This is a genomic window from Nocardia sp. NPDC004151 (genome assembly GCF_042874235.1).
In the GTDB taxonomy this organism is placed as follows: Bacteria; Actinomycetota; Actinomycetes; order Mycobacteriales; family Mycobacteriaceae; genus Nocardia.
In genome coordinates this window covers 61588-82754 of sequence record NZ_JBIAMR010000010.1, presented here as the reverse complement: position 1 = coordinate 82754, position 21167 = coordinate 61588, and the positions used below count along the sequence as shown (strand labels likewise).

Genomic DNA, 21167 nt, shown 5'->3' with positions numbered 1-21167 from the left:
TCGGACTCAACCGTTTGACGGTTACCGTTCGGTAATAGCTGTTTTTATGGTTTCGGTGCTCATATATATCTTTTCGCCGCGATGTAATGGTCGACGGCGGCACAGATCGTCGAGCGAGAACCGGAGGGGTGTGTCCGGACGAGACAGTCGGGGTGATCCCGGGTGAACCCGCGAGTCGGAGTTCGTGATCACCGAGTGTCCCGGGCCGGGCGGTGGCTGCGGCCGGGATCGGCCCATTCTGCCAGTCGCTGCGACGGGGTGCCAAATCGACCCCGGGTCTGTCGCGTCGCCTCACCATCGTTGAAGAGTAAGTCAGCCGCGTCACGCGCAGGTGAACGGAAACTCGCTGGTGGGAACCCGAACTCGGAGAACTGTCACAACCCGGTCGCGGGGACGGCTGTGAGGTTGTCAAAGGGGCTGCACGACCGATCAGTAACCTACCGCCCGGTTCACGCCGGCGCCGCCTCGGCTACCACGGGTTGCGGTCGTACCCACACGGATTCGAGACCGCCGGAGAGCAACCGTACCCGCCAGTCATTTCCCGCGCCTGGGTGGTCGGTACGCCGATGCATTCCCCGTGTCTCGGTGCGGGCGAGTGCCGAATATTTCGTCCAACGCGCCACCGCGAGCAGCGCCGCGGCCTGCCGGGCCCACAACCGATCGGGACCTTTTCCGCCCAGCGCCAACTCCGCACCCGGCCACAGGCCGTCCAGTTCGCCGATGCTGTCGCGCAGACTGCCGTCACTGCGCCAGTAGCTGCGGCGCAAGGGCAGAGTGTGCTCCTGAACCAGCCCCACCACCGCGCGCGGATCCAGGCGGGACTTGTCCCCCAGGCCCACCCCCGGCACCGGCCGCGCCTTGCCCAGCTTGCGCCGCGACGCCGCGAAACCGGCCGCACCGGCACCCGCCCACACCCCCGACGAAATGGACCACGCGCCGTTCTGGCCACCGAAACCGCTGACCGCGCCGGTGATCGGCTCCCGGGTGGTGACATCCCCCGCGCCGTAGAGGCCCGGCACGGTGGTGGCGCAATCCGGTCCCACCAGGCGCAATCCACCCGTACCGCGCACCGTGCCCTCCAGCACCGCGCCCATCGGCACCTGACCGGTCGGGCTCGGGCCCAGCCGCAGCAGCTCGGCGCGGACCGCCTCGGGCAGCTCGTCCAGCGCGGCATACACCCGCCGGCCATCGGCGATGGCCGCGAAAGCCTGTGCCCGCGAACCGCATCCCTGACCCCACAGCACCGACCGCGATTCGTCGTACAGGGTCGCGAAATGCATGACCTGATCCGAGGCGAAGACCGCCGACACCGGGCGACCCCCGAGCGGCCGGGAATCAGCCACCGGAGCCAGCGAATACGCGTTGGAGAACTCCATGCCCGACAGTTCGGCCCCGGCCTCCGCGCCCATGAGCAGGCCGTCCCCGGTATCCACATCGGTGCCCGCGCCGCCGGAGAGGAACGCGCAGCCGCCGGTCGCCAGCACCACCGCGCGAGCACGAACGATCCAGTTGGGCGACTCGCCGTGCAGCGCCACGCCCGCCGCGCCGGACACCACGCCGTCCTTGTCGGTGATCAGCTGCAATGCCGGATGGTGGTCGAGGATGCGGACCCCCGCGATCACCATGCTGCGCCGCAGCCTGCCCAGATATTTCGCGCCGTCGAGGTAGACCCGCGCCGGACGCTCCGCGTGTTCGCCCTGGAAGCGGAAGCCGCCGTGCACCAGCTGGCCGACCCGCCGATGCGTCTCCTCCAGCACGCGGTACATCCAGTCCGGTTCGCCCAGCCCGCCGCCGTGCGCGAAGTTCTGCCGCACGGCGTCCTCGCGGGCCGCGCCCGACGGGATGTTCCACAGGGTGACCCCGCCCCGCGCCGTCGGCCCGCTGGATCCACAGCGGCCCTTGTCGACGACCAATACCCGCGCGCCCGCGGCGGCCGCGGCAAGGGCGGCCCAGGATCCGGCCGGGCCACCTCCCAGCACCAGCACATCGGCGTCGAATTCGGTCATAACGACAAATGTTCGACGACAGTTCAACTCGCCGCAACCGTTATGCGTATTTCAATTCCACCACTGCGCCCACAGCAGATATCCCGCTATCCCGAAAACTACCAAGCATCCGAAAAAAGCGGCAAAACCTTGACGTCTATCCGCATATATCTGGGCGGCGACAACCGCGAGCGCGGCGGCCACATGCCATGTCACCGACTCCGCTCCGGGGCCCGGAAAACCGCGCCGAGCACCGATGCTCGCGGCCCCGGCGACCGTGACCGCCAACACCACCGTGCCTCCGGCGACGATCCCGCTCAGACCCCGGAACACCTTCACGCGGTGATCACCGGAACCCCACTGGCTTTGCCCACAATTTCCTCGAATTGTGTTGGGTCGGTGGTGAATTCACCGAGCCGAATGGTCTTGTTGGCGCCGTGGTAGTCGGAGGATCCGGTGGTCAGCAGCCCCAGCTCCGCGGCCAGCCCGCGCAGCACCTCACGGTCGGCCTCGCTGTGATCGATGTGGTCGATCTCCAGACCGCCCAGCCCGAACTCGGTCAGCTCGCGAATGTGGTCCAGCGCCAGCAGCCGCCCCCGCTTGCGGGCGCGCGGATGCGCCACCACCGACACCCCGCCCGCCGACGCCACCATCTCGACCGCCCGCCGCAGCGGCGTGTCGGCCTTCTCGACGTAGTACCGGCCGTGCGGGGCCAGCAGATCCTGGAACGCGGCGTCCACCGTCGGCACCACGCCCGCGGCCACCAGCGCCCGGGCCAGATGCGGGCGGCCCGCCGACGGGCCCACCGAGGCCATCACTTCCTCCGGATCGATGGGCAGGCCGTCCGCGGCCATCTGCTCGGCCATGGCGCGCAACCGCACCACCCGCTCGGCGCGCAGCCGCTCCCGCTCCTGCGCGAAGGACTCGTCGGTCGGATCGAACAGGTAGGCCAGCAGGTGCACCGGCACCGGGTAACCGTCCTCGCCGAGCCCCACACACGACATCTCCATGCCCCGGACCAGCGTCAGACCCGGCGGCAAGGCGTCGACGGCCTCGGCCCAGCCGGACGTGGTGTCATGGTCGGTGAGGGCCACCACGTCGAGACCGGCGGCGGCAGCCTTCGCGATCAGTTCGGCCGGGGTGTCCGTGCCGTCGGACGCGTTGGAATGGGTGTGGAGATCGATGCGCACCCCACCTATCTTGCCTGCGGCGCAAACGATCACCCCGACCCGGGACGATTAGCATCGTTGATGTGTCCTCCCTACCGCCGCTGCCCTCGTTCCACTGGCCCGGGCGGCCCGGCGAACCGACGCCCGCCAAACCGGCCGTACCGCACGGCGCGATCGTCGACTGCGCCGTCTACGTGGACGGACAGCGGCTGTGGGACCGGTGCACCTACAAGAACGCCCTCGCCGAAGTGCGCGAACGCAAGGCGGGCTTCGTCTGGCTGGGTCTGCTCGAGCCCGGCAAGGAGCTGATGACCGACGTCGCCGAGACCTTCGGCCTGCACTCGCTGGCCGCCGAGGACGCGGTGCACGCCCACCAGCGCCCGAAACTCGAACGCTACGACGACATCCTGTTCCTGGTCATGCGCACCGTGCAGTACCTCGAGCACGAACTCAAAACCGTCGCCGAGATCGTCGATACCGGCGAGATCATGGTCTTCACCGGACCCGACTTCGTCATCACCGTGCGCCACGGCGAGCACGGCGGACTGGCCGGACTGCGGAAGGACCTGGAAGCCGACCCCGCGCAACTCGCGCTCGGCCCGGGCGCGGTGCTGCACGCGGTGGCCGACCACGTCGTCGACACCTACGTCACCGTCACCGCCGACATCGAGGAAGACGTCGACGCGATGGAGGAAGAGGTCTTCACCCCCGCCAACAAACTCCAGATCGAGGCGATCTACCAGCTCAAACGCGAAGTGGTGGAACTACGCCGGGCCGTGAAGCCCCTCCAGCTACCCCTGCAGGTGCTCACCCACGACACCACCCTGCCCCTGCCCAAGGAGATTCGGCGCTACCTGCGCGACGTCGCCGACCACCACACCGCGGTCACCGAACAGATCCTCGACTTCAACGAATCCCTCAGCGCCCTCATCAATGCGGCGCTGGCCAAGGTGAGCGTCCAGCAGAACACCGACATGCGCAAGATCTCGGCGTGGGCGGCCATGGCTGCGGTGCCGACCGCCATCGCGGGGATCTACGGCATGAATTTCGACTTCCTACCGGAGCTCCGATGGCACTACGGCTATCCGATCGTGATCGGTGTCATGGTGCTGCTGTGCACGATGCTCTACGTGAATTTCCGTCGGAACAAATGGCTTTGAGCAACCCCGCGGCGCGCTAGAGGCTCGCAGCCGGGCGGGCCGGGTCGCGGACGTCGATGCCCGCCTCGGCCCACGCGTCGCGCAGCGCCGCCGCGCCGCGGATGCGCACCCACGCCGCCTCGGTCGCCGTGATCGGCGCGACCGTCAGGAAGCGCACCGGGTCCGCGGGATCGGGCAGCACCACTTCCGGGATCTCGCTGTCGCCCAGCAGGACCGCCGTGAACGGCGCGTTGGCCCAGATCGGCTCGCCCAGGTCCAGCAACGCGTCCGCCTGCAGCACAACGCCTTCGACCGCGGGCGCGGCCACCAGCACGCCGAGGGTCCGGGTCAGTCCCGAACCCGCGCCCGCGCCGCCGCGCAGGGTCAGTACCAGCTCCGCGCGCGGCCCGCGCACCGGATCGGCCAGCGCCGCCGCCGGATCGGTCATCGGATGCCGGGACCCACCCAACGTCGAATAGTGCACGAACTCGCCGTCCGGGATGCGCAGGATGTCGATGGGCTCCAGACCCAGGAACGTCACCGACGCCGCGTCCGCGGACTCCACGCCGAAGTGACCGAGCACCGCGGCCCGGACCTTGTCCAATACCTCCATCGATTCAGATGGCTAGTCTGGCGAGCATGTCGCGCGCCTGCTCGGCGGTCTTCGGATCGCACAACACGTCGTAACGGCCCGCCACCAGCTGCATGGTGGAGGCGAAGTCACGCTGGCCCCGGGTCGCCGCGTACGGGATGGACGCGGAGATGAGACCGAAGATGATGCCGCCGACCAGGCCGACCACCAGCGGGCCCAGGGTGCCGCCGGTGGTGAACATGCTCAGCAGCAAGCCTAGGAACAGGCCCAGCCAGGCGCCCGAAACCATGCCGCCGCCAATGACTTTGCCCCAGGTCAGCCGGTACAGCACGCGCTCGACCTGCATGAGGTCGACACCGACGATGGTCACGCCCTCCACCGGGAACTGGTTGTCGGCCAGATAGTCGACCGACCGCTGCGCCTCCGCGTAGGTTGGGTAGGAGCCGATCGGCCAGCCCGACGGCGGCGTCGGCAGGGCGGGCTGCCGGCCCCGGCTCGCATTCCCCATGGGATTCGTCATGACTCCATCATGCTATTTCCGGCCGACACCCGCCCGATCGCCGTGCCGGATTCACAGAGCTCGCGCGGTTCGCGCCATTCCAGCGGCCCGACCTTTGTCAGCGATCACCTGAGCCATCTTGGCGCTGGCCTCGTCGATCATCTCGTCCCCGAGCATGACCGCGCCGCGTGCGCCGCCCTCGACGGAGGTGTGGAAGGCGTACGCGTCGAGGATCTCCTCGGCCCGGTCGTAGTCGGCCTGGCGCGGGCTGAAGATCTCGTTGCACGCGGTGATCTGGTCCGGGTGCAGCACCCACTTGCCGTCGAATCCCAGCGCCGCCGTGCGGGAGGCGTTGCGGCGGAAGCCGTCGATATCACGGACCGCCAGGTAGGGGCCGTCGATGGCCTGCAGGCCGTGGGCGCGGGCCGCGAGCAGGATCGTCATATAGATGTGGTGGTAGGCGTCGCCGGGCTCGTAGCCCTCGGGCTGCTCGCCCACCACGAGGGTGCGCATATTGATCGAGGCCATGAAGTCGGCCGGGCCGAACACCAGGGTCTGCACCCGCGGGCTCGCGGTGGCGATGGCGTCGATATTGCGCAGGCCCAGCGCGTTCTCGATCTGCGGTTCGATGCCGATCCGCCCGACCGGCAGGCCGTTGGCCTTCTCCAGCTGGGTGAGCAGCAGGTCCAGCGCCTGCACCTGGCCGGCGTCGGTGACCTTGGGCAGCAGGATGGCGTCGAGTTCGGAGCCCGCGCCCTCCACCACCGTGATGACATCGGCGTAGGTGTACTCGGTGGTCCAGTCGTTGACCCGCACCACGCGGATCTGGGAACCCCAGCCGCCGGAGTTGAGAGCCGCCACGATGTTCGCCCGCGCGGCGGCCTTCGCCGCCGGTGCGACCGCGTCCTCGAGATCCAGGAACACCTCGTCGGCGCCCAGCCCCTTGGCCTTCTCGATCATGCGCGGGTTACTGCCGGGTACGGCCAGCACCGATCGACGCGATGTCATGGGTCACTCCTTCTCGTGGCGCGGCGATTCCGACGCGCTGGACCCACTAGCCTTATCAAACATGGCAGCGACGAAGGTTTTCGCCGCCCGGTTGGCGGGCTTGGTGGTACTGGGACCGGACGGCGAGTCTATCGGCCGCGTCCGCGACATCGTGATCTCCATCCGATACGACCGGCAGCAGCCCCGGGTACTGGGCATTCTCGTCGAACTGCCCACCCGGAAGCGGATTTTCGTGCCCATGTTGCGGGTGCAGGCCATCGAACCCGGCGCGATCACCCTCACCACCGGAACCATCAGTGTGCGCCGCTTCGAGCAGCGGCCGGGCGAACTGCTCGCCATCGCACAGATTCTCGACTCCACCGTGCGCGTCGCCGACCCCGAGCTCGAGCATCTGGCGGGCGTGGACGTCGTGGTGGTCGACCTCGGCATCGACAAGGGCCGCACCCGCGACTGGGTGGTGTCGCGGGTCGCGGTGCGCGAACGCCGCCGCCTCGGTGTGGGTTTCGGCCGCCGCGGCGCGGTGCACGTGGTCGACTGGGCGCAGGTGCGCGGGCTCACCCAGACCGAACTGAACATGCCCGGTCAGGACGTCACCCAGCTGCTGGGACAGTTCGAGGGCATGCGGGCCGCCGACGTCGCGCACATGCTGCGGGAACTGCCGCCCAAGCGCCGCATCGAGGTGTCCGCGGCCTTCGACGACGAACGCCTCGCCGACGTGGTCCAGGAGCTGCCCGAGAACGACCAGGTGGAGCTGCTCGAACAGCTCGGCGTGGAACGCGCCGCCGACCTGCTCGAGGCCATGGACCCCGACGACGCGGCCGACCTGTTGGGCGAACTGCCCGCGGGCGAGGCGGAATCGCTGCTGGCGCTGATGGATCCGGAGGATTCCGAACCGGTCCGCCGCCTGCTCGAGCACGCGCCCTACACCGCGGGCGGTCTGATGACCCCGGACGCGGTGGTGCTGACCGCCTCCACCACCGTCGCCGAGGCGCTGGCCCGGATCCGAGATCCGGAGCTCACCCCGGCGCTGGCCTCCATGGCCTTCGTGGTGCGCCCGCCCACCGCCACCCCGACCGGCCGGTACCTGGGCTGCGTGCACTTCCAGCAACTGCTGCGGGAACCGCCGGCGAACCTGGTCGGCGGCATCGTGGACACCGATCTGGTGCAGCTGCGCCCCGATGCCCCGCTCACCGCGGTCACCCGATATTTCGCCACCTACAACCTGGTGTGCGGACCGGTGGTGGACGCGGAGAATCATCTCTTGGGCGCCGTCAGCGTCGACGACGTGCTCGACCATCTGCTCCCCGAGGACTGGCGTGAGCAGGACGAGGACAATCACGACGCGCACGGGATGCCCGTGATCGAAGGGACGGGAGGCCGCTCATGAGCGAACGGCTCGACAAATCCAGTGCGCGCCAACGCCTGGAGACGCCTCTCGAGAATCGCTTCCGCGGCCTGGACTGGGACGCCGAGGCACTCGCGGTCACCAGCGAGCGGATCGCCCGATTCCTGGGCACCGGCCGCTATCTGGTGATCCAGACCGTCATCGTGGCGGTGTGGATCCTGCTCAACGTGTTCGCGCTGCGGCTGCAGTGGGACCCGTACCCGTTCATCCTGTTGAACCTCGCGTTCTCCACCCAGGCCGCCTACGCCGCGCCGCTGATCCTGCTGGCGCAGAACCGGCAGGACAACCGCGACCGGGTCTCGCTCGAGGAGGATCGGACCCGAGCGGCCCAGACGAAGGCCGACACCGAGTTCCTGGCAAGGGAGCTGGCCGCCCTGCGACTCGCCGTGGGTGAGGTCGCCACGCGCGACTACGTGCGCAGGGAACTGGACGACATCAAGGAAACCCTGGTCAGATTGGAAAAACTGGCCGTCGACGGGGAGATCGTCCAATCGCGGAAAGCAAAGAGGGGTACCGATCGAAAGGCTACCGAGGTCCCGATTTCGGCACAGAAAGATGGCGACTGACCACAGAAGCTGTACCGAACAAGCTGACTCATGGGTAACCTGGATCACGTTGTTCCGAGCGACCGACCCAGACACTGCCGCAGCACACGTGTCACCACGGGGCTCCGGCCGCACGACTGAGGGGATTGTGTGGTGGCGAAGAGAATTTCTGCTCCGGTGACAGCGTCTGCGCTGTTGATAGCGGGCCTGGTCACCGCCGGTTCCGCCACCAACACGACGGTCCACCCCGTCGCCCCGCAGGCCGCGCCCGATGCGTTGCTCGCGGCCTCCGCCGCGACCGACGCGAGTCTGAACACTCCCGTCGACACGCCGTCGGATCGGCTCGTCGGACTGGTTCCGGCGGCTCCGGAGGCGCCCCGCAAACTCAGCGCAATGACCCCGCCCGCGGACGGCATGCCGCTCTTCGGCGGCACCGTCCCGCTGCGCGACATCGCCCTGCCTGGCGGCGGCGGACTGCTCGGCATCCCAGAGATCGTGCTGGCCGCCTACCGCAATGCCGAACTGGCACTGCAGTCTTCGGACCCCAACTGCCATCTGCCGTGGTACCTGCTGGCCGGTATCGGCCGCATCGAGTCCAACCACGCCAACAACGGCCGCACCGACGCCGCGGGCACCACGGTCACCCCGATCTATGGTCCGGCGCTGGACGGGACACTGCCCGGCAACGAGATCATCAAGGCCGCCGACGGCAAATACGTGCGCGCCGTCGGGCCCATGCAGTTCCTGCCCAGCACCTGGTCGCTGTACGCCGCCAACGGAAAGGGCAGCGGCACACCCGATCCCAACAACGTCTTCGACGCCGCGCTGGCGGCCGGGAAGTACCTGTGCTCGGGCGGCCTGGATCTGGCGGACTCGCAGCAGCAGCTGCGGGCGGTGCTGCGCTACAACAATTCGATCTCCTACGCGGCCAATGTGCTCAGCTGGGCAAACGCCTACCGGACCGGCGGCGCGCCGCAGCAGGTGAGCATCTCGCCGGATCTGGTGCCCAACAACTACGTTCCGGTCAACGGCCCGGACATCACGGTGGCCTCCACCACGATTCCGGCCGGGCCCGCGCCGGAGCGCACCCAGCAGACGGTCGTGACCACCACGCCCGGCGCGACCCAGGTGATGATCACCATCGCGGGCCTGCCGCCGATCCCGTGCGGCATCTTCTGCCCGGCCACCCCGGCCGTGCCCGCCAATCCCTGTGAGCAGGTGGCGGTTCCGGCGCCGGCGCCGGATCAGAAGCCCGCCGACGCGGCCACCGACCCGGCCGCCGAGGATCCGGCCAAGCCCGCCGACACCAAGCCCACCGACGCCCAGCCCGCCGACACCAAGCCCGCCGACCAGAAGCTGGGCCCCGACGGCAAGCCGTTGCCGAAGGATCAGCCCATCATCACCACCTGCACCGCGCCGGTGCAGCAGGCCGAGAACAAGCCGCAGGATCAGCCGCAGCCGGGTGTCCAGCAACCGCAGGACCAGCAAACGGTGACGCCCTCCAAGACGCCGGAGCCGCAGCCGCAACCGCCCGCGGACACCGCCCCGGAGGCCGTCGATCCGATCACTCCGGCGCCCGGCATCACGCTGCCGTTCGGCATCACGATCCCGCTCCCGGCTCCGGCCCCCGCGCCGGTTCCGTAACGAAGGTGTGATTCGCGAGTTTCGGCGCGCCGCTCCGGAACTCGCGTTTGACTAGGCATTCCTTCAAAACCTGAAAGTTGATCACGAAGATGTAACAAGAAGGTCTCGGATGAGGTAACGTGACCTGTGTTGCATCTCCCCGGTATCAACCGATGGCAATGGAGGGTCACCACACAGTGGGTCGTCACCGTAAACCCCCGGTCCCCAGAGTTCGTCGTGGATCGGTCATCGCATTGACCGGGCTCGTGCCCGCAGGGCTCGCCACAGTTACCGGAGCGGGTGATGGCCACATCACCGACAAGCTCGCGGCAACCTTCCAGCACCAGTTCGGCGGCGACGAAGACCAGCTACCCGAACCGGAGGCGGCCCCGCCCGCCGCCCCGGCCCCCGAACCCCTGCTGCACGAGGCCAAACAGGTTGCGCCCGTGGGCCCGCCGGAGATCAAGTCCGTCGCCCTCCCCGAAGGCCGGGTGCCCGCCGCCCGCGCCGCCGGACCGCTCGGCATGCCCGGCATCGCCCACGACGCCTACCAGAACGCCGAACGCGTGCTGGCCGTGGAGAACCCGACCTGCAACATGCCGTGGAACCTGCTGGCCGGCATCGGCCGGGTGGAATCCACGCACGGCTTCGGCGGCAAGGTCGACGAGGACGGCAATCCGCTGCAGCCCATCTACGGCCCGGTGCTCGACGGAAGCCTCTACGGCAACAACGTCATCCAGACCTCCGACGGCGGCGACCTGGACGGCCTGTCCGGCAGCTATCGCCGCGCCGTCGGGCCCATGCAGTTCCTGCCCGAGACCTGGCGCAAGTACGCGGCCGACGGCAACGGGGACGGCATCGCCGATCCGCAGAACATCTACGACGCCACGCTCACCGCGGGCAAGTACCTGTGCTCGGGCGGCCTCGACATGCGTGACCCGGGCCAGCAGACGCGGGCCATCCTGCGCTACAACAACTCGATGGCCTACGTCGCCAACGTGATGGCGTGGGAGACCGCGTATGGCTCGGGCATCACTCCCTCGGCCGCCGCCCTCCCCCGCATCTGACATGAGTGTGCCCCGCATCGGGGCGCGAAACCGGCGCTCCTAGACTTGGGCCCATGCCAGTGGTTACGGAATCGGATGTGCGGGGCGCGCTCGCGAAGGTGAACGACCCGGAGATCCGGAAACCGATCACCGAGCTGGGCATGGTGAAGAGCGTCGACGTCGGCGCGGACGGCGCGGTCAAGGTCGTGATCTACCTGACCACCTCGGCCTGCCCGATGAAATCCGCCATCCAGGAACGGGTCACGAAGGCCGTCAACGACGTGCCCGGAGTCGGCGCCGTCAGCGTCGACCTGGACGTGATGAACGACGAGCAGCGCACCGAGCTGCGCCGCAAGCTGCGCGGTGACGCCGCCGAGCCGGTCATCCCGTTCGCCCAGCCCGGATCGCTCACCCGCGTGTACGCGGTCGCCTCCGGCAAGGGTGGCGTCGGAAAGTCCTCGGTCACCGTGAATCTGGCCGCCGCCATGGCCGCGAAGGGCCTCTCGGTGGGTGTGCTCGACGCCGACATCTACGGCCACAGCGTGCCGCGCATGCTGGGCACCGAGCAGCGGCCCACCCAGGTCGAGCGGATGATCATGCCGCCCATCGCGCACGACGTGAAGGTCATCTCGATCTCCATGTTCACCGAGGGCAACACGCCCGTGGTGTGGCGCGGCCCGATGCTGCACCGCGCGCTGCAGCAGTTCCTGGCCGACGTCTTCTGGGGCGACCTCGACATCCTGCTGCTGGACCTGCCGCCGGGCACCGGCGACGTGGCCATCTCGCTGGCCCAGCTGATCCCCAATGCCGAGATCCTGGTCGTCACCACCCCGCAGCTGGCCGCCGCCGAGGTCGCCGAGCGCGCGGGCAGCATCGCCCTGCAGACCCGGCAGCGGATCGCGGGCGTCATCGAGAACATGTCCTGGCTGGATCTGCCGGACGGCTCGCGCATGGAGCTGTACGGCTCGGGCGGCGGTCAGACCGTGGCCGACAACCTGACCCGCACCATCGGCGCGAATGTGCCGCTGCTGGGCCAGATCCCGATCGAGCAGCAGCTGCGTGAGGCCGGCGACGAGGGCACCCCGATCGTGCTGCGCGCGCCCGAGAGCCCCTCGGGCAAGGCGCTGCTGGACATCGCCGAGAAGCTCTCGGTCCGCCGCCGCGGCCTGGCGGGCATGTCGCTGTCCATCGACACCACCCGCCACCTGTAGCGAAGGGGCGGTGCGGAATTCGACGGCCGAATTCCGCCGGGGTGTGGGCAGCCGCCCACGACGGTGACCCCTAAGCTCGGGGCATGCTCACCATGCTGCTGTACGTGCTGATCGTCGGACTGGTCGCCGCCCTGCTGTTCCTGGTGGCCAGTGCGATCTTCGGGCGGTCCGAGGAGCTCGGGCCGCTACCGGAGGGCACCACGGTGACCGTGCTGCCCGTGGCGGGCATCAGCGGGACCGATGTGCGGTCGCTGCGCTTCCAGCAGGTGTTCCGGGGGTACAAGGCCGGCGAGGTCGACTGGGCGCTGACCCGGCTCGCCGCCCGCATCGACGAACTCGAGGGTGAGCTGGCGCGGGCGACGGCCCCGGAGGTCGCGTCCGAGGAGACGCCACGCCCGGACGGCGAACGGGAAGTTCCCGAAGTGCTGACGGCCGATCCCGCCGAGCCGGGCCCCGAGGCCACTCGATGACCGTGCCCGTGGAATCCGACGGACGAATTCGGTGCGGTTGGTCGGAGGGCTCGCAGCTGTACCGGGATTACCACGATCAGGAGTGGGGCCGCCCGCTGCACGGCGATGACGCGCTGTTCGAACGGGTCTGCCTGGAGGCCTTCCAATCGGGGCTGGCGTGGATCACGATTCTGCGCAAGCGGCCCGCGTTCCGGGCGGCATTCGCGGGCTTCTCCATCGAGCGGGTGGCGGGGTTCGGGGAGACCGATGTGGAACGCCTTCTGACCGACCCGGGCATTGTTCGCAATCGAGCCAAAATCGAGGCCAGCGTCCACAATGCGCGGGTTGCCCGGGATCTCGACGAGAGTCTCGACACGCTGCTCTGGAGCTTTGCCCCGGCCCCGCGGAAGCGGCCGCGGAAAATGTCCGATGTACCCGCTGTCACGCCCGAATCCACCGCTCTCGCAAAAGAACTCAAGCGGCGCGGGTTCAAATTCGTGGGACCCACCACGGCGTACGCACTCATGCAAGCGACAGGGATGGTAGACGATCACATCGCCGATTGCTGGGTGAATGTGGGGACACGCTGAACGCCACGTCGGTCGGTTTTTGGAACTCAGGTACCCGCCCCGATCCGCGATAGGGAAGAATGGGCAAGGTGTAGCCCGCCACATACCGGCGGGCTGCCTGGTTGGTGACAACTGGAGTTCCATGAAAGTGCGCAGCAGACCGCGCAGATCTGGAGGGAGCAGAGGATGGCGGCCATGAAGCCCCGCACCGGGGACGGTCCCCTCGAGGCAACCAAGGAAGGGCGTGGAATCGTGATGCGGGTTCCACTCGAGGGTGGCGGGCGTCTGGTCGTCGAGCTCACGCCGGATGAAGCCGCGGCGCTCGGTGACGAACTCGTCAAGGTCACCAGCTGATCGCTGCCGGTGAGCCCAACCCGGGGGCTCCTCCCCGGAGCCCCCGGCTTACCGGTATCGCGGTGAACGACAACACACAGAACCCCGTAGTCGGCACGGCCCAGCCCTCCCCCGCGGATCGGCTCCTGGCTTGCGCCGACCTGCTGGCCTGCCCACAGTGCGGCCACCCCCTGACGGCCGGCGTCGACCCGGCTGCCGACGACTCGCCGGCCCGAACCCTGCGCTGTCGGCTCGGCCACAGCTACGACCTGGCCAAACAGGGCTACGTCAGTCTCCTCACCGGCGCGTCCACCAAGATGACCGGCGACACCCCGGCCATGCTCGACGCCCGCGCCGCCTTCCAATCCGCCGGCCACTTCACCCCGATCGCCACCGCCCTGGCCGCCGCGATCGCGACGCCCCTACCCGGCCGCGCTGCCGACTCCTCACTATTCGGAGCGGACTCGCCCCCGGCTGCCGCTACCACCGACGCCCGCCACCATCGAGCCCGCGCCGGTATCGCCACGCCCGGGATGTCCGTCGCCACGGCCTCCGCCGCACGGCTGGCCGCCACGCTCCTGTCCGCCGACCCGGCCGCGACGAGCGGCGGGCGCACCGAGGCCCCCGGCACGCCGGAGAGTCCGGTCGCCAGCCGATCCTGGGCGGGGCCGGACCCCGCCGCGGAATCGTCGACGCCCGTTCGGACCGAAGCGGCCGATCGCGGCCTCGCGGTCCTCGAGATAGGCGCGGGCACCGGCTATTACGTGGCCGCGGTACTGGACGCGCTGCCCGGAGCACGCGGCATCGCCCTGGATGTGTCGAAGGCGGCGGCCCGTCGGGCGGCTCGGGCGCATGCGCGGGCGGGGTCGGTGCTGGCGGACGCGTGGCGCGGGCTGCCCGTGCCCGACGGGGTGATGAGCGCGGTCGTGTCGGTGTTCGCGCCCCGGAATGCGGACGAGGTCGCTCGGGTACTGGCCGAGGGCGGGCGGTTCGTGGTGGTGACTCCGACCTCGAGGCATCTGCGGGAGCTGATCGAGCCGCTGGGGATGGTGAGCGTGGACGCGGCCAAGGAGGATCGGCTCGCCGAATCCCTCGGGGAGCGTTTCGAGCTGGTGGGGCGCGAGGCCGTCGAGTACACCATGTCGCTCACGCACGAGGATGTGGCGCGAGTCGTGGCGATGGGACCGTCGGCGTTCCACGGGGACGAGGGCCGCGCCGAAGCTATTGCGGCGCTGCCCGATCCGGTGGCGGTGACCGCTTCGGTGACGGTCTCGGCGTACCGGCCACGCTGAGCCTGGCCTATCCGGTCCCGGAAGAGCCTGGCGCCCACGGCTGTTCGCGTGGTGCGGTCGGGCGGTGCGGGAGCAGGGCGAGCAGATTGTGGACCAGCGGCCGGTCGTCGCCCACGCGGGTCGCGGTGTAGATGGTGGTGGCGGCCTCGGTTCCGGTCAGAGGGATGATGCGGACCGAGTCGGGGGCGGTGAAGGTGGCGCTGCGCGGGGCGATGGTGATGCCGAGGCCCGCGGCCACCAGGTAGAGGATGATCGTCCAATTGGTGGCTTCCTGGACTATGTGGGGTCGGCGGCCGGATTCCAGGAGCGGCGTGAGGTTCTTCTCGTAGGCGAGTTCGCCTGCCGCGCGGGGGAAGAAGACCACGGGGTCGTCGGCGAGTTCGGCGCCGGTCAGGGTGGGGCGGGCGCCGTCGGGGTGGTCGGCGGGCAGGACCGCTACGAACGGTTCGGTGATGAGCGGGGTGGTGACTGTGCCGGGCTGGTCGTCGGGGTCGCGGACGATGGCCATGTCGAGGGTGCCGGAGGCGAGGCGGGCCATCAGGTGGCTGGTGAAGCCTTCGGTCAGGTCGACGTGGACGAGGGGGAAGCGTGCACGGAATTCGCGGACGCCGCGCAGGGGTTCGAGGGGCAGGACCGAGGGCACGAAGCCGAGGTGCAGGGTGCCCTGGCCGCCCTGGCCGATGCGGATCACCTCGGCGAGGTCGCGATCGGCGTGGCCGAGCAGGGCGACGGCGCGGTCGCGCAGCACGATCCCGGCCGGGGTGAGGGCGACGGTGCGGGAGGTCCGGTCGAGGAGCCGGGTGCCGAGCAGGGTCTCCAGGCGCTGGATCTGCTGGGTGAGGGCGGGCTGGGCGATGTGCAGGCGGGCCGCGGCGCGCCCGAAGTGCAGTTCCTCGGCGACGGCCTGGAAATAGCGCAGGTGCCGCAGCTCCACCCCAGCGTTCATAAGCTGATGATATCGATATCAGCTATCAAGTATTGGACGTTATGGTTCGAAGTCCGACATGCTTTCGGGGTGACTCAGCAGACGGACGCCGAAGCCCCCGAGCTCGATTCGATCGTGGTCGCACCGATGGCCGGACCCGAGGACGCGCGCGCCTTCAGGGACCTGAATCTGGAGTGGATCGAGGCCTTCTTCACGGTCGAGGCCGCCGATCTGGCCACCCTGGACAATGCCGAGGCCATCGTCGCGAACGGCGGCGAGGTGCTCATCGCCCGGCTGGGCGGTGCGGCCGTCGGCTGCGTGGCCCTGGTCCAGGAGCATCCGGGAGTCTTCGAATTGTCGAAAATGGCTGTGTCGCCGCGCTTCCGGGGCCGGGGCATCGGCCGCGTGGTGTTGCAGGCGGCCATCGACCAGGCCCGCGAGTTGGGGGCGGAGCAGTTCTTCCTGGCCAGCAATGCCCGCCTGGCGAGCGCCGTGCACCTGTACGAGTCGATGGGTTTCGTCCACGTCCCGCCGTCGGAGTTGCCGCCCAGCCCCTACGACCGCGCCGACGTGTTCATGCGCTACCCGCTCTGATTCAGCCCTTGCGAACCTGGTCGTAGATCCGCGCGGTGCGGGCCGCGATCTGCGTCCAGTCGAAGTGGTCGATGGCCCGGACCCGCCCGGCCGTCCCCATGGCGGCGGCGGTGACGGGGTCGGCGGCCACCATGTTGACGGCCCGGGCCAGGCCGCGTTCGTAGTCGTGGGGCGCGTGCTCGTCGTAGTGGACCAGCCGCCCGGTCTCCCCTTCGGCCACCACCTCCGGAATGCCGCCGACGTCGGAGGCGACCACGGCGGTCCCGCAGGCCATGGCCTCGAGGTTGACGATGCCCAGCGGCTCGTACACCGACGGGCACACGAAAACCGTTGCGGCGGCGAGCACCTGCCGGACCAGTTCGGTCGGCAGCATCTCCTTGATCCAGAACACCCCGTCGCGATCGTCGCGCAGCGCGCGGACCGCGGTCGCGACCTCCGCCTCCATGGCGGGGGTGTCGGCGGCACCGGCCAGCAGGACGAGCTGGATGTCGGGGTCGAGGTGCCGGGCGGCGGCCAGCAGGTGCGGCACGCCCTTCTGCCGGGTGATGCGCCCGACGAAGGCGGCGATCGGCCGGTCCTGTGACACCCCGAGTTCGGTGAGCACGTCACGGGAGCCGAGGGCGGGCCCGCCCGGATGCCAGACCCGGGCGTCGATGCCGTTGTGCACCACGTGGACCTTCCCGGGGTCGATGTCGGGGTAGGCGTCGAGGACGTCGGCCCGCATGCCCGCGCTGACCGCGATCACGGCGTCGGCGTAGACCACGGCATTGTGCTCGGACCACGACGAGAGCCGGTAGCCGCCGCCGAGCTGTTCGGCCTTCCATGGCCGCCGCGGTTCCAGCGAATGCGCGGTCAGCACATGCGGAATCCCGTACAGCTGCGCGGCCAGATGCCCGGCCAGCCCGGTGTACCAGGTGTGCGAGTGCACCACGTCGGCGAAGCTGGCGGCGTCGGCCATCCGCAACTGCGCCGACATCATCTGGACCGCGGAATTGGCGGCGTAGAGCATCGGATCCGGTTGATGCACCACCGCATCCGGGCGCGCGACCCCCATGCAGTGCACGGTGACGTCGCACAGTTCCCTCAGCCTGGGCACCAGTTCGGTGACGTGCACCCCCGCCCCGCCGTACACCTCGGGCGGGTATTCACGGGTCATCATGGCCACTCGCAGTCCACGAGATGCTCTGTCCATGGCCTCCGCTTCGCTCCGGCTGTTCGCGGCCCCGGGGTCTCTCATCCCCGGCAGTTCATCGCGACGTGTGCACGGGTCCAACGTAAACGCTCATCGTGGAACCATCCAATCGACGTGGCCAGCAAGATCGCGATGAACACGGCACATGCTGGACATTCCACGTTCGGGTGCACCCGGTAGTTTCAGTGGTGTGAGGAGCCAGCCGCACGTACTCGGGATCGTGCTCGCCGGTGGCGAGGGCAAGCGACTCTTTCCGCTCACCAAGGACCGCGCCAAGCCCGCGGTGCCGTTCGGGGGCGCGTACCGGCTCATCGACTTCGTGCTGTCGAATCTGGTGAACGCCGGTTACCTGCGGATTTGTGTACTGACGCAGTACAAGTCGCATTCCCTGGACCGGCACATCTCGCAGACCTGGCGGTTGTCGGGGTTCGGCGGGGAGTACATCACCCCGGTGCCGGCGCAGCAGCGGCTGGGGCCGCGCTGGTACACCGGCTCGGCGGACGCGATCATGCAGTCGCTGAATCTGATCTACGACGAGGACCCCGAGTACATCGTGGTGTTCGGCGCGGACCACGTGTACCGGATGGATCCCGAGCAGATGGTGCAGGCGCATATCGAGTCCGGGGCGGGCGTGACGGTGGCGGGCATCCGGGTCCCGCGCAGCTCGGCCAGCGCCTTCGGCTGCATCGATTCCGACGAATCCGGCCGCATCGTCGGCTTTCTGGAGAAGCCGGTGCACCCGCCGGGCACCCCCGACGACCCGAACGTCACCTTCGCCTCCATGGGCAACTACGTCTTCACCACGAAGGTGCTGGTGGACGCCATCCGCGCCGACGCCGACGACAACGACTCCGACCACGACATGGGCGGCGACATCATCCCGTCCCTGGTGCGCGGCGGTGCGGCGGCGGTCTACGACTTCTCCACCAATGTGGTGCCCGGCACGACCGACCGCAGCCGCGGCTACTGGCGTGACGTCGGCACCATCGACGCCTTCTACGACGCCCACATGGATCTGGTGTCGGTGGATCCGGTGTTCGACCTTTACAACAAGCACTGGCCGATTCGCGGTGCGGCCGAGAACCTCCCACCCGCCAAGTTCGGCCGCGGCGGGCTGGCCCAGGAGTCGATCGTGGGCGCGGGCAGCATCCTGTCGGCGGCGACCGTCCGCAATTCGGTGCTGTTCTCCAACGTGCTGGTGGAGGACGGCGCGACGGTGGAGGGCAGCGTGCTCATGCCGGGAACCCGGATCGGCCGGGGCGCGGTGGTGCGGCACGCCATCCTGGACAAGAACGTGGTGGTGACCGAGGGCGAGATCATCGGCGTCGACCTGGAGCGCGATCGGGAACGCTTCGCGGTCAGCAACGGCGGCGTCGTGACCGTGGGCAAGGGCATCTGGGTCTGATCGCGACACGGTATAGGAGTGGACAGTCGGCGGTCGTTGGCCCGAAAATCTTTCGATAGGGAGCGCTGCCGACGCAGGGCCGCGCGGGAGGGATCATCATGGGCCGTCCGGCGCGTGTCGTCACCGCACTCACCTGTCTCGCCTTGATCGCCGCACTGGCCTCCGGCTGCGGCCGTTCGGGCACCGCCGTCCCCGGCGAACTGGATGTCCGGACCCTCGACACCGGGACCTATCCGGTGAACCGCTACACCTACGACCGCAACAACGGCGGCAAGGGCGCGACGCTCGAGGGCATTCGCATGACCGCCGCGGTGGCTCCCGCGGTGAAGATCGATCCGGCGTTGAACATCGGCCGCGGCGGCGCGGTGCTGGCCAGCGTCGACGATGTGCTCAATGTCAGTCACCTGGCGTCCGCGGTGAAGAACGTGCTGGTGAATCGCGGCTTCGTGGCCGGTTTCGCGGCCAGCGGCTCCGATCGTGAGGACGTCAACGACAATCCGGACCCGAACGGCACCACCATCACCACCCGCGTGCTGCGCTTCCCGACCGCGGATGCCGCGAAGCTGGCGGCCCGCGAGCTGGAGGACGCCGACTTCACCGTGGCGTTGAACGTCAATCAGAAACTCACTCTGCCCGACTATCCGGACGCGTACGCGCACTGGCGGCCGGGCGTGCCCACCATCGGAGTCGCGATGGCGCACAAGGATTTCGTGATCTCGCTGTTCATCCTGCGCCCCACGGCCGATCTGCAGAGCCTGCTGTCCTGGTCCAAGAAGACCCTGGACGCGGAGGTCCCGGTGCTGGACGCGTTCGCGGCGACCCCGAACGATCAGATCGCGCAGCTGCCGGTGGATCCGGATCGCCTGCTGGCCCGCACCCTGGTGATGGACCGCGACCACCGCACGGTGGATCCGGACAAGTTCGCGGTGTTCCCGGCCAACTGGCTGGTGCTGCCGTCGGATGATCTGGGCTTCTGGACCAAGCTGGTGGCCGATACCGGCGCGAGCGAGATGTCGGTCGCGGACGGCAGTTTCGTGATCCGGGTGCGCGACACGCAGGCGGGCGCGGATCTGATGGCCGGGATGATCCGGAATCTGCAGGAGACCACCACGACCGCCGTGGACGACAAGGTGCCGGATTCCCAGTGCGTGCACCGGTCCTCGGACAAGAAGCCCAGCCGCTGCTATGTCCGCTACAAGCAGTACGTGGGCGTAGCGGACGGGGCCAATGACGCCGAGGCGAAGAAGAAGGCGGTCGCGCAGTACGCCCTGCTGGCCAACAGCCTGTAGCGAATCCGGGTGCGGCGCTCAGGGCGCCGCATCTCAGAAGCGGATGCGATCCGTGTCCAGCAGTCGCCAGGCGGCGGGTCGACGGGCGCGGTCGCCGGTGGCGGGTTCCGGCTCGTCGCAGTGGCGACACTCCGATTCCACTACCGCGCAGTCGGTTTCATTGTCGGCCGGACACGGCGCGGCCGCGCTGCGGGAGACGGTGTGCCGGGCCCGGGTGAGCCCGCCGCGCGGCGTGCTGTCGTCCCGGAACCGGTAATCGCGAAAACCGAACGGCTGCAGCAGCGCTCGCAGGAATTCCGCGCCGTCGGCGGGCAGCACGGTACGCTGCCCGCCGAGTATGTCGACGCCCTGGTGATACCAGACCCGCGCGACCAGGCCCTCCATCGGATCCACCGCCCGGAAGGTGACGCGGCCGTCCGCGGCGAGCCGGAATTCGGCGATGCGCCGCCACTGCCCGCCGTCGCGGAAGTACAACCCGACCACGGCCGGTACCCGCTGACCCATGGGAACCCCCACTCGTCGAACTATTCTCGTGGAGTATCCGGCGACGCCGACCGGAAACCTCTACGCAACCGATCAGTTCGTGATTCCGGGTCTCATCGGGAGCCCGGGCGCGGGTGTGCCGGTGCCACAGAACGGCTGACACGAGCCCGTCGTGGTCGGCACGTAGCGGGATTCGCGGTCGTCGAACCGGGCGCCGCTCACCAGCATGAGCACCAGTAGCGCCGCGCCCAGGATGCCGCCGAAGACGACCAGTGCCGGCCACAGCCATCCGGTCGGCAGGTGCACCCCGAGGGCCAGTCCCTCGAACATCTCCCCCACCTCCTAGCGATAAATCGATCCCTTTCTGGGGTACACCCCCGGCCCGGCCCGAATCCACCCCTGGACACTGCCCCT

At 69.1% G+C, this 21167-nt stretch carries 22 protein-coding genes; 13 read left to right on the top strand and 9 right to left on the bottom strand.

Features of this window, described 5'->3' with window-relative positions; genetic code table 11:
- Nucleotides 1-449 precede the first annotated feature (449 nt).
- Complete coding sequence (locus ACFYTS_RS22830) at nt 450-2006, bottom strand: FAD-binding protein (protein ID WP_387306999.1); 1557 nt, start codon at nt 2004-2006, stop codon at nt 450-452.
- Between the two features lie 314 nt (nt 2007-2320).
- Nucleotides 2321-3175 carry a PHP domain-containing protein gene (locus tag ACFYTS_RS22825; RefSeq protein ID WP_357283340.1) on the bottom strand — a complete coding sequence of 285 codons (855 nt, stop codon included), beginning with the start codon at nt 3173-3175 and terminating at the stop codon, nt 2321-2323.
- Nucleotides 3176-3237: 62 nt separating this feature from the next.
- Between ACFYTS_RS22825 and corA the strand changes: the two genes are divergently transcribed.
- Nucleotides 3238-4314 (top strand): magnesium/cobalt transporter CorA, encoded by a 1077-nt coding sequence (corA, locus tag ACFYTS_RS22820; protein WP_387306997.1) that lies wholly within the window; start codon nt 3238-3240, stop codon nt 4312-4314.
- A 16-nt stretch (nt 4315-4330) separates the two neighbouring features.
- On the opposite strand, the gene ACFYTS_RS22815 is transcribed toward corA, so the two are convergent.
- Genes ACFYTS_RS22815 through ACFYTS_RS22805 form a run of 3 tightly spaced genes read right to left on the bottom strand, consistent with a single transcriptional unit; the run spans nt 4331 to nt 6392 of the window.
- Nucleotides 4331-4906, bottom strand: coding sequence for a suppressor of fused domain protein (locus ACFYTS_RS22815; RefSeq protein WP_357283338.1), 576 nt, complete (start codon nt 4904-4906; stop codon nt 4331-4333).
- 4 nt (nt 4907-4910) lie between these two features.
- Complete coding sequence (locus ACFYTS_RS22810) at nt 4911-5405, bottom strand: general stress protein (RefSeq protein WP_357091391.1); 495 nt, start codon at nt 5403-5405, stop codon at nt 4911-4913.
- Nucleotides 5406-5456: 51 nt separating this feature from the next.
- Nucleotides 5457-6392 (bottom strand): CoA ester lyase, encoded by a 936-nt coding sequence (locus ACFYTS_RS22805; protein WP_357283336.1) that lies wholly within the window; start codon nt 6390-6392, stop codon nt 5457-5459.
- A 61-nt stretch (nt 6393-6453) separates the two neighbouring features.
- Here ACFYTS_RS22805 and ACFYTS_RS22800 point away from each other — a divergent pair, with 61 nt between their 5' ends.
- The 9 genes from ACFYTS_RS22800 (at nt 6454) to ACFYTS_RS22760 (ending at nt 14865) form a co-directional block, all read left to right on the top strand.
- Nucleotides 6454-7779, top strand: a complete 1326-nt coding sequence (locus ACFYTS_RS22800; RefSeq protein WP_357283334.1) for a magnesium transporter MgtE N-terminal domain-containing protein — start codon at nt 6454-6456, stop codon at nt 7777-7779.
- Nucleotides 7776-8363: a DUF1003 domain-containing protein gene (locus tag ACFYTS_RS22795; RefSeq protein WP_387306994.1), complete on the top strand. Its 588-nt coding sequence runs from the start codon at nt 7776-7778 to the stop codon at nt 8361-8363. Before ACFYTS_RS22800 ends, ACFYTS_RS22795 begins: the two co-directional genes overlap by 4 nt.
- 156 nt (nt 8364-8519) lie before the next feature.
- Nucleotides 8520-9986, top strand: coding sequence for a lytic transglycosylase (locus ACFYTS_RS22790; RefSeq protein WP_387306992.1), 1467 nt, complete (start codon nt 8520-8522; stop codon nt 9984-9986).
- A 176-nt stretch (nt 9987-10162) separates the two neighbouring features.
- A complete protein-coding gene (locus ACFYTS_RS22785; RefSeq protein ID WP_387306990.1) occupies nt 10163-11032 on the top strand; it encodes a lytic transglycosylase domain-containing protein in 870 nt (289 codons plus the stop codon).
- Nucleotides 11033-11085: 53 nt separating this feature from the next.
- Complete coding sequence (locus tag ACFYTS_RS22780; protein ID WP_357283330.1) at nt 11086-12222, top strand: Mrp/NBP35 family ATP-binding protein; 1137 nt, start codon at nt 11086-11088, stop codon at nt 12220-12222.
- A gap of 83 nt (nt 12223-12305) precedes the next feature.
- Nucleotides 12306-12692, top strand: coding sequence for a DivIVA domain-containing protein (locus ACFYTS_RS22775; protein ID WP_357283329.1), 387 nt, complete (start codon nt 12306-12308; stop codon nt 12690-12692).
- Nucleotides 12689-13261 carry a DNA-3-methyladenine glycosylase I gene (locus ACFYTS_RS22770; RefSeq protein ID WP_387306987.1) on the top strand — a complete coding sequence of 191 codons (573 nt, stop codon included), beginning with the start codon at nt 12689-12691 and terminating at the stop codon, nt 13259-13261. Before ACFYTS_RS22775 ends, ACFYTS_RS22770 begins: the two co-directional genes overlap by 4 nt.
- Before the next feature lie 165 nt (nt 13262-13426).
- The gene (locus ACFYTS_RS22765; RefSeq protein ID WP_083869218.1) at nt 13427-13594 is read left to right on the top strand and encodes a DUF3117 domain-containing protein; all 168 of its coding nucleotides are present in this window, start codon (nt 13427-13429) and stop codon (nt 13592-13594) included.
- A 62-nt stretch (nt 13595-13656) separates the two neighbouring features.
- Nucleotides 13657-14865, top strand: coding sequence for a methyltransferase domain-containing protein (locus ACFYTS_RS22760; protein ID WP_387306985.1), 1209 nt, complete (start codon nt 13657-13659; stop codon nt 14863-14865).
- Between the two features lie 7 nt (nt 14866-14872).
- Here the strand turns inward: ACFYTS_RS22760 and ACFYTS_RS22755 are convergent, their stop codons facing one another.
- Entirely contained in the window at nt 14873-15811 is a 939-nt protein-coding gene (locus ACFYTS_RS22755) for a LysR family transcriptional regulator (protein WP_387306983.1), read from the bottom strand.
- A 69-nt stretch (nt 15812-15880) separates the two neighbouring features.
- Between ACFYTS_RS22755 and ACFYTS_RS22750 the strand changes: the two genes are divergently transcribed.
- Nucleotides 15881-16384, top strand: a complete 504-nt coding sequence (locus ACFYTS_RS22750) for a GNAT family N-acetyltransferase (protein WP_387306981.1) — start codon at nt 15881-15883, stop codon at nt 16382-16384.
- 1 nt (nt 16385) lies between these two features.
- Here the strand turns inward: ACFYTS_RS22750 and glgA are convergent, their stop codons facing one another.
- Entirely contained in the window at nt 16386-17555 is a 1170-nt protein-coding gene (gene glgA, locus ACFYTS_RS22745) for a glycogen synthase (protein WP_387307186.1), read from the bottom strand.
- A gap of 211 nt (nt 17556-17766) precedes the next feature.
- Between glgA and glgC the strand changes: the two genes are divergently transcribed.
- Both glgC and ACFYTS_RS22735 read left to right on the top strand, forming a co-directional pair.
- Nucleotides 17767-18981 (top strand): glucose-1-phosphate adenylyltransferase, encoded by a 1215-nt coding sequence (gene glgC / locus ACFYTS_RS22740; RefSeq protein ID WP_387306979.1) that lies wholly within the window; start codon nt 17767-17769, stop codon nt 18979-18981.
- Nucleotides 18982-19079: 98 nt separating this feature from the next.
- Nucleotides 19080-20270: a hypothetical protein gene (locus tag ACFYTS_RS22735; protein ID WP_387306977.1), complete on the top strand. Its 1191-nt coding sequence runs from the start codon at nt 19080-19082 to the stop codon at nt 20268-20270.
- 33 nt (nt 20271-20303) lie between these two features.
- Here ACFYTS_RS22735 and ACFYTS_RS22730 read toward each other — a convergent pair whose 3' ends face one another.
- Nucleotides 20304-20786 (bottom strand): hypothetical protein, encoded by a 483-nt coding sequence (locus tag ACFYTS_RS22730; RefSeq protein ID WP_387306975.1) that lies wholly within the window; start codon nt 20784-20786, stop codon nt 20304-20306.
- Between the two features lie 60 nt (nt 20787-20846).
- The gene (locus tag ACFYTS_RS22725) at nt 20847-21083 is read right to left on the bottom strand and encodes a hypothetical protein (protein ID WP_357283316.1); all 237 of its coding nucleotides are present in this window, start codon (nt 21081-21083) and stop codon (nt 20847-20849) included.
- Nucleotides 21084-21167: the final 84 nt, after the last annotated feature.

What these genes read in the sequence shown, in the direction of transcription:
- ACFYTS_RS22765 (WP_083869218.1), top strand. Translation starts at nt 13,427, where the DNA reads ATGGCGGCCATGAAGCCCCGCACCGGGGACGGTCCCCTCGAGGCAACC.
- ACFYTS_RS22815 (WP_357283338.1), bottom strand. Translation starts at nt 4,906, where the DNA reads ATGGAGGTATTGGACAAGGTCCGGGCCGCGGTGCTCGGTCACTTCGGC.
- ACFYTS_RS22800 (WP_357283334.1), top strand. Translation starts at nt 6,454, where the DNA reads ATGGCAGCGACGAAGGTTTTCGCCGCCCGGTTGGCGGGCTTGGTGGTA.
- ACFYTS_RS22810 (WP_357091391.1), bottom strand. Translation starts at nt 5,405, where the DNA reads ATGACGAATCCCATGGGGAATGCGAGCCGGGGCCGGCAGCCCGCCCTG.
- ACFYTS_RS22780 (WP_357283330.1), top strand. Translation starts at nt 11,086, where the DNA reads ATGCCAGTGGTTACGGAATCGGATGTGCGGGGCGCGCTCGCGAAGGTG.
- ACFYTS_RS22755 (WP_387306983.1), bottom strand. Translation starts at nt 15,811, where the DNA reads ATGAACGCTGGGGTGGAGCTGCGGCACCTGCGCTATTTCCAGGCCGTC.
- ACFYTS_RS22795 (WP_387306994.1), top strand. Translation starts at nt 7,776, where the DNA reads ATGAGCGAACGGCTCGACAAATCCAGTGCGCGCCAACGCCTGGAGACG.
- ACFYTS_RS22735 (WP_387306977.1), top strand. Translation starts at nt 19,080, where the DNA reads ATGGGCCGTCCGGCGCGTGTCGTCACCGCACTCACCTGTCTCGCCTTG.
- ACFYTS_RS22775 (WP_357283329.1), top strand. Translation starts at nt 12,306, where the DNA reads ATGCTCACCATGCTGCTGTACGTGCTGATCGTCGGACTGGTCGCCGCC.
- ACFYTS_RS22830 (WP_387306999.1), bottom strand. Translation starts at nt 2,006, where the DNA reads ATGACCGAATTCGACGCCGATGTGCTGGTGCTGGGAGGTGGCCCGGCC.
- ACFYTS_RS22770 (WP_387306987.1), top strand. Translation starts at nt 12,689, where the DNA reads ATGACCGTGCCCGTGGAATCCGACGGACGAATTCGGTGCGGTTGGTCG.
- ACFYTS_RS22805 (WP_357283336.1), bottom strand. Translation starts at nt 6,392, where the DNA reads ATGACATCGCGTCGATCGGTGCTGGCCGTACCCGGCAGTAACCCGCGC.
- ACFYTS_RS22725 (WP_357283316.1), bottom strand. Translation starts at nt 21,083, where the DNA reads ATGTTCGAGGGACTGGCCCTCGGGGTGCACCTGCCGACCGGATGGCTG.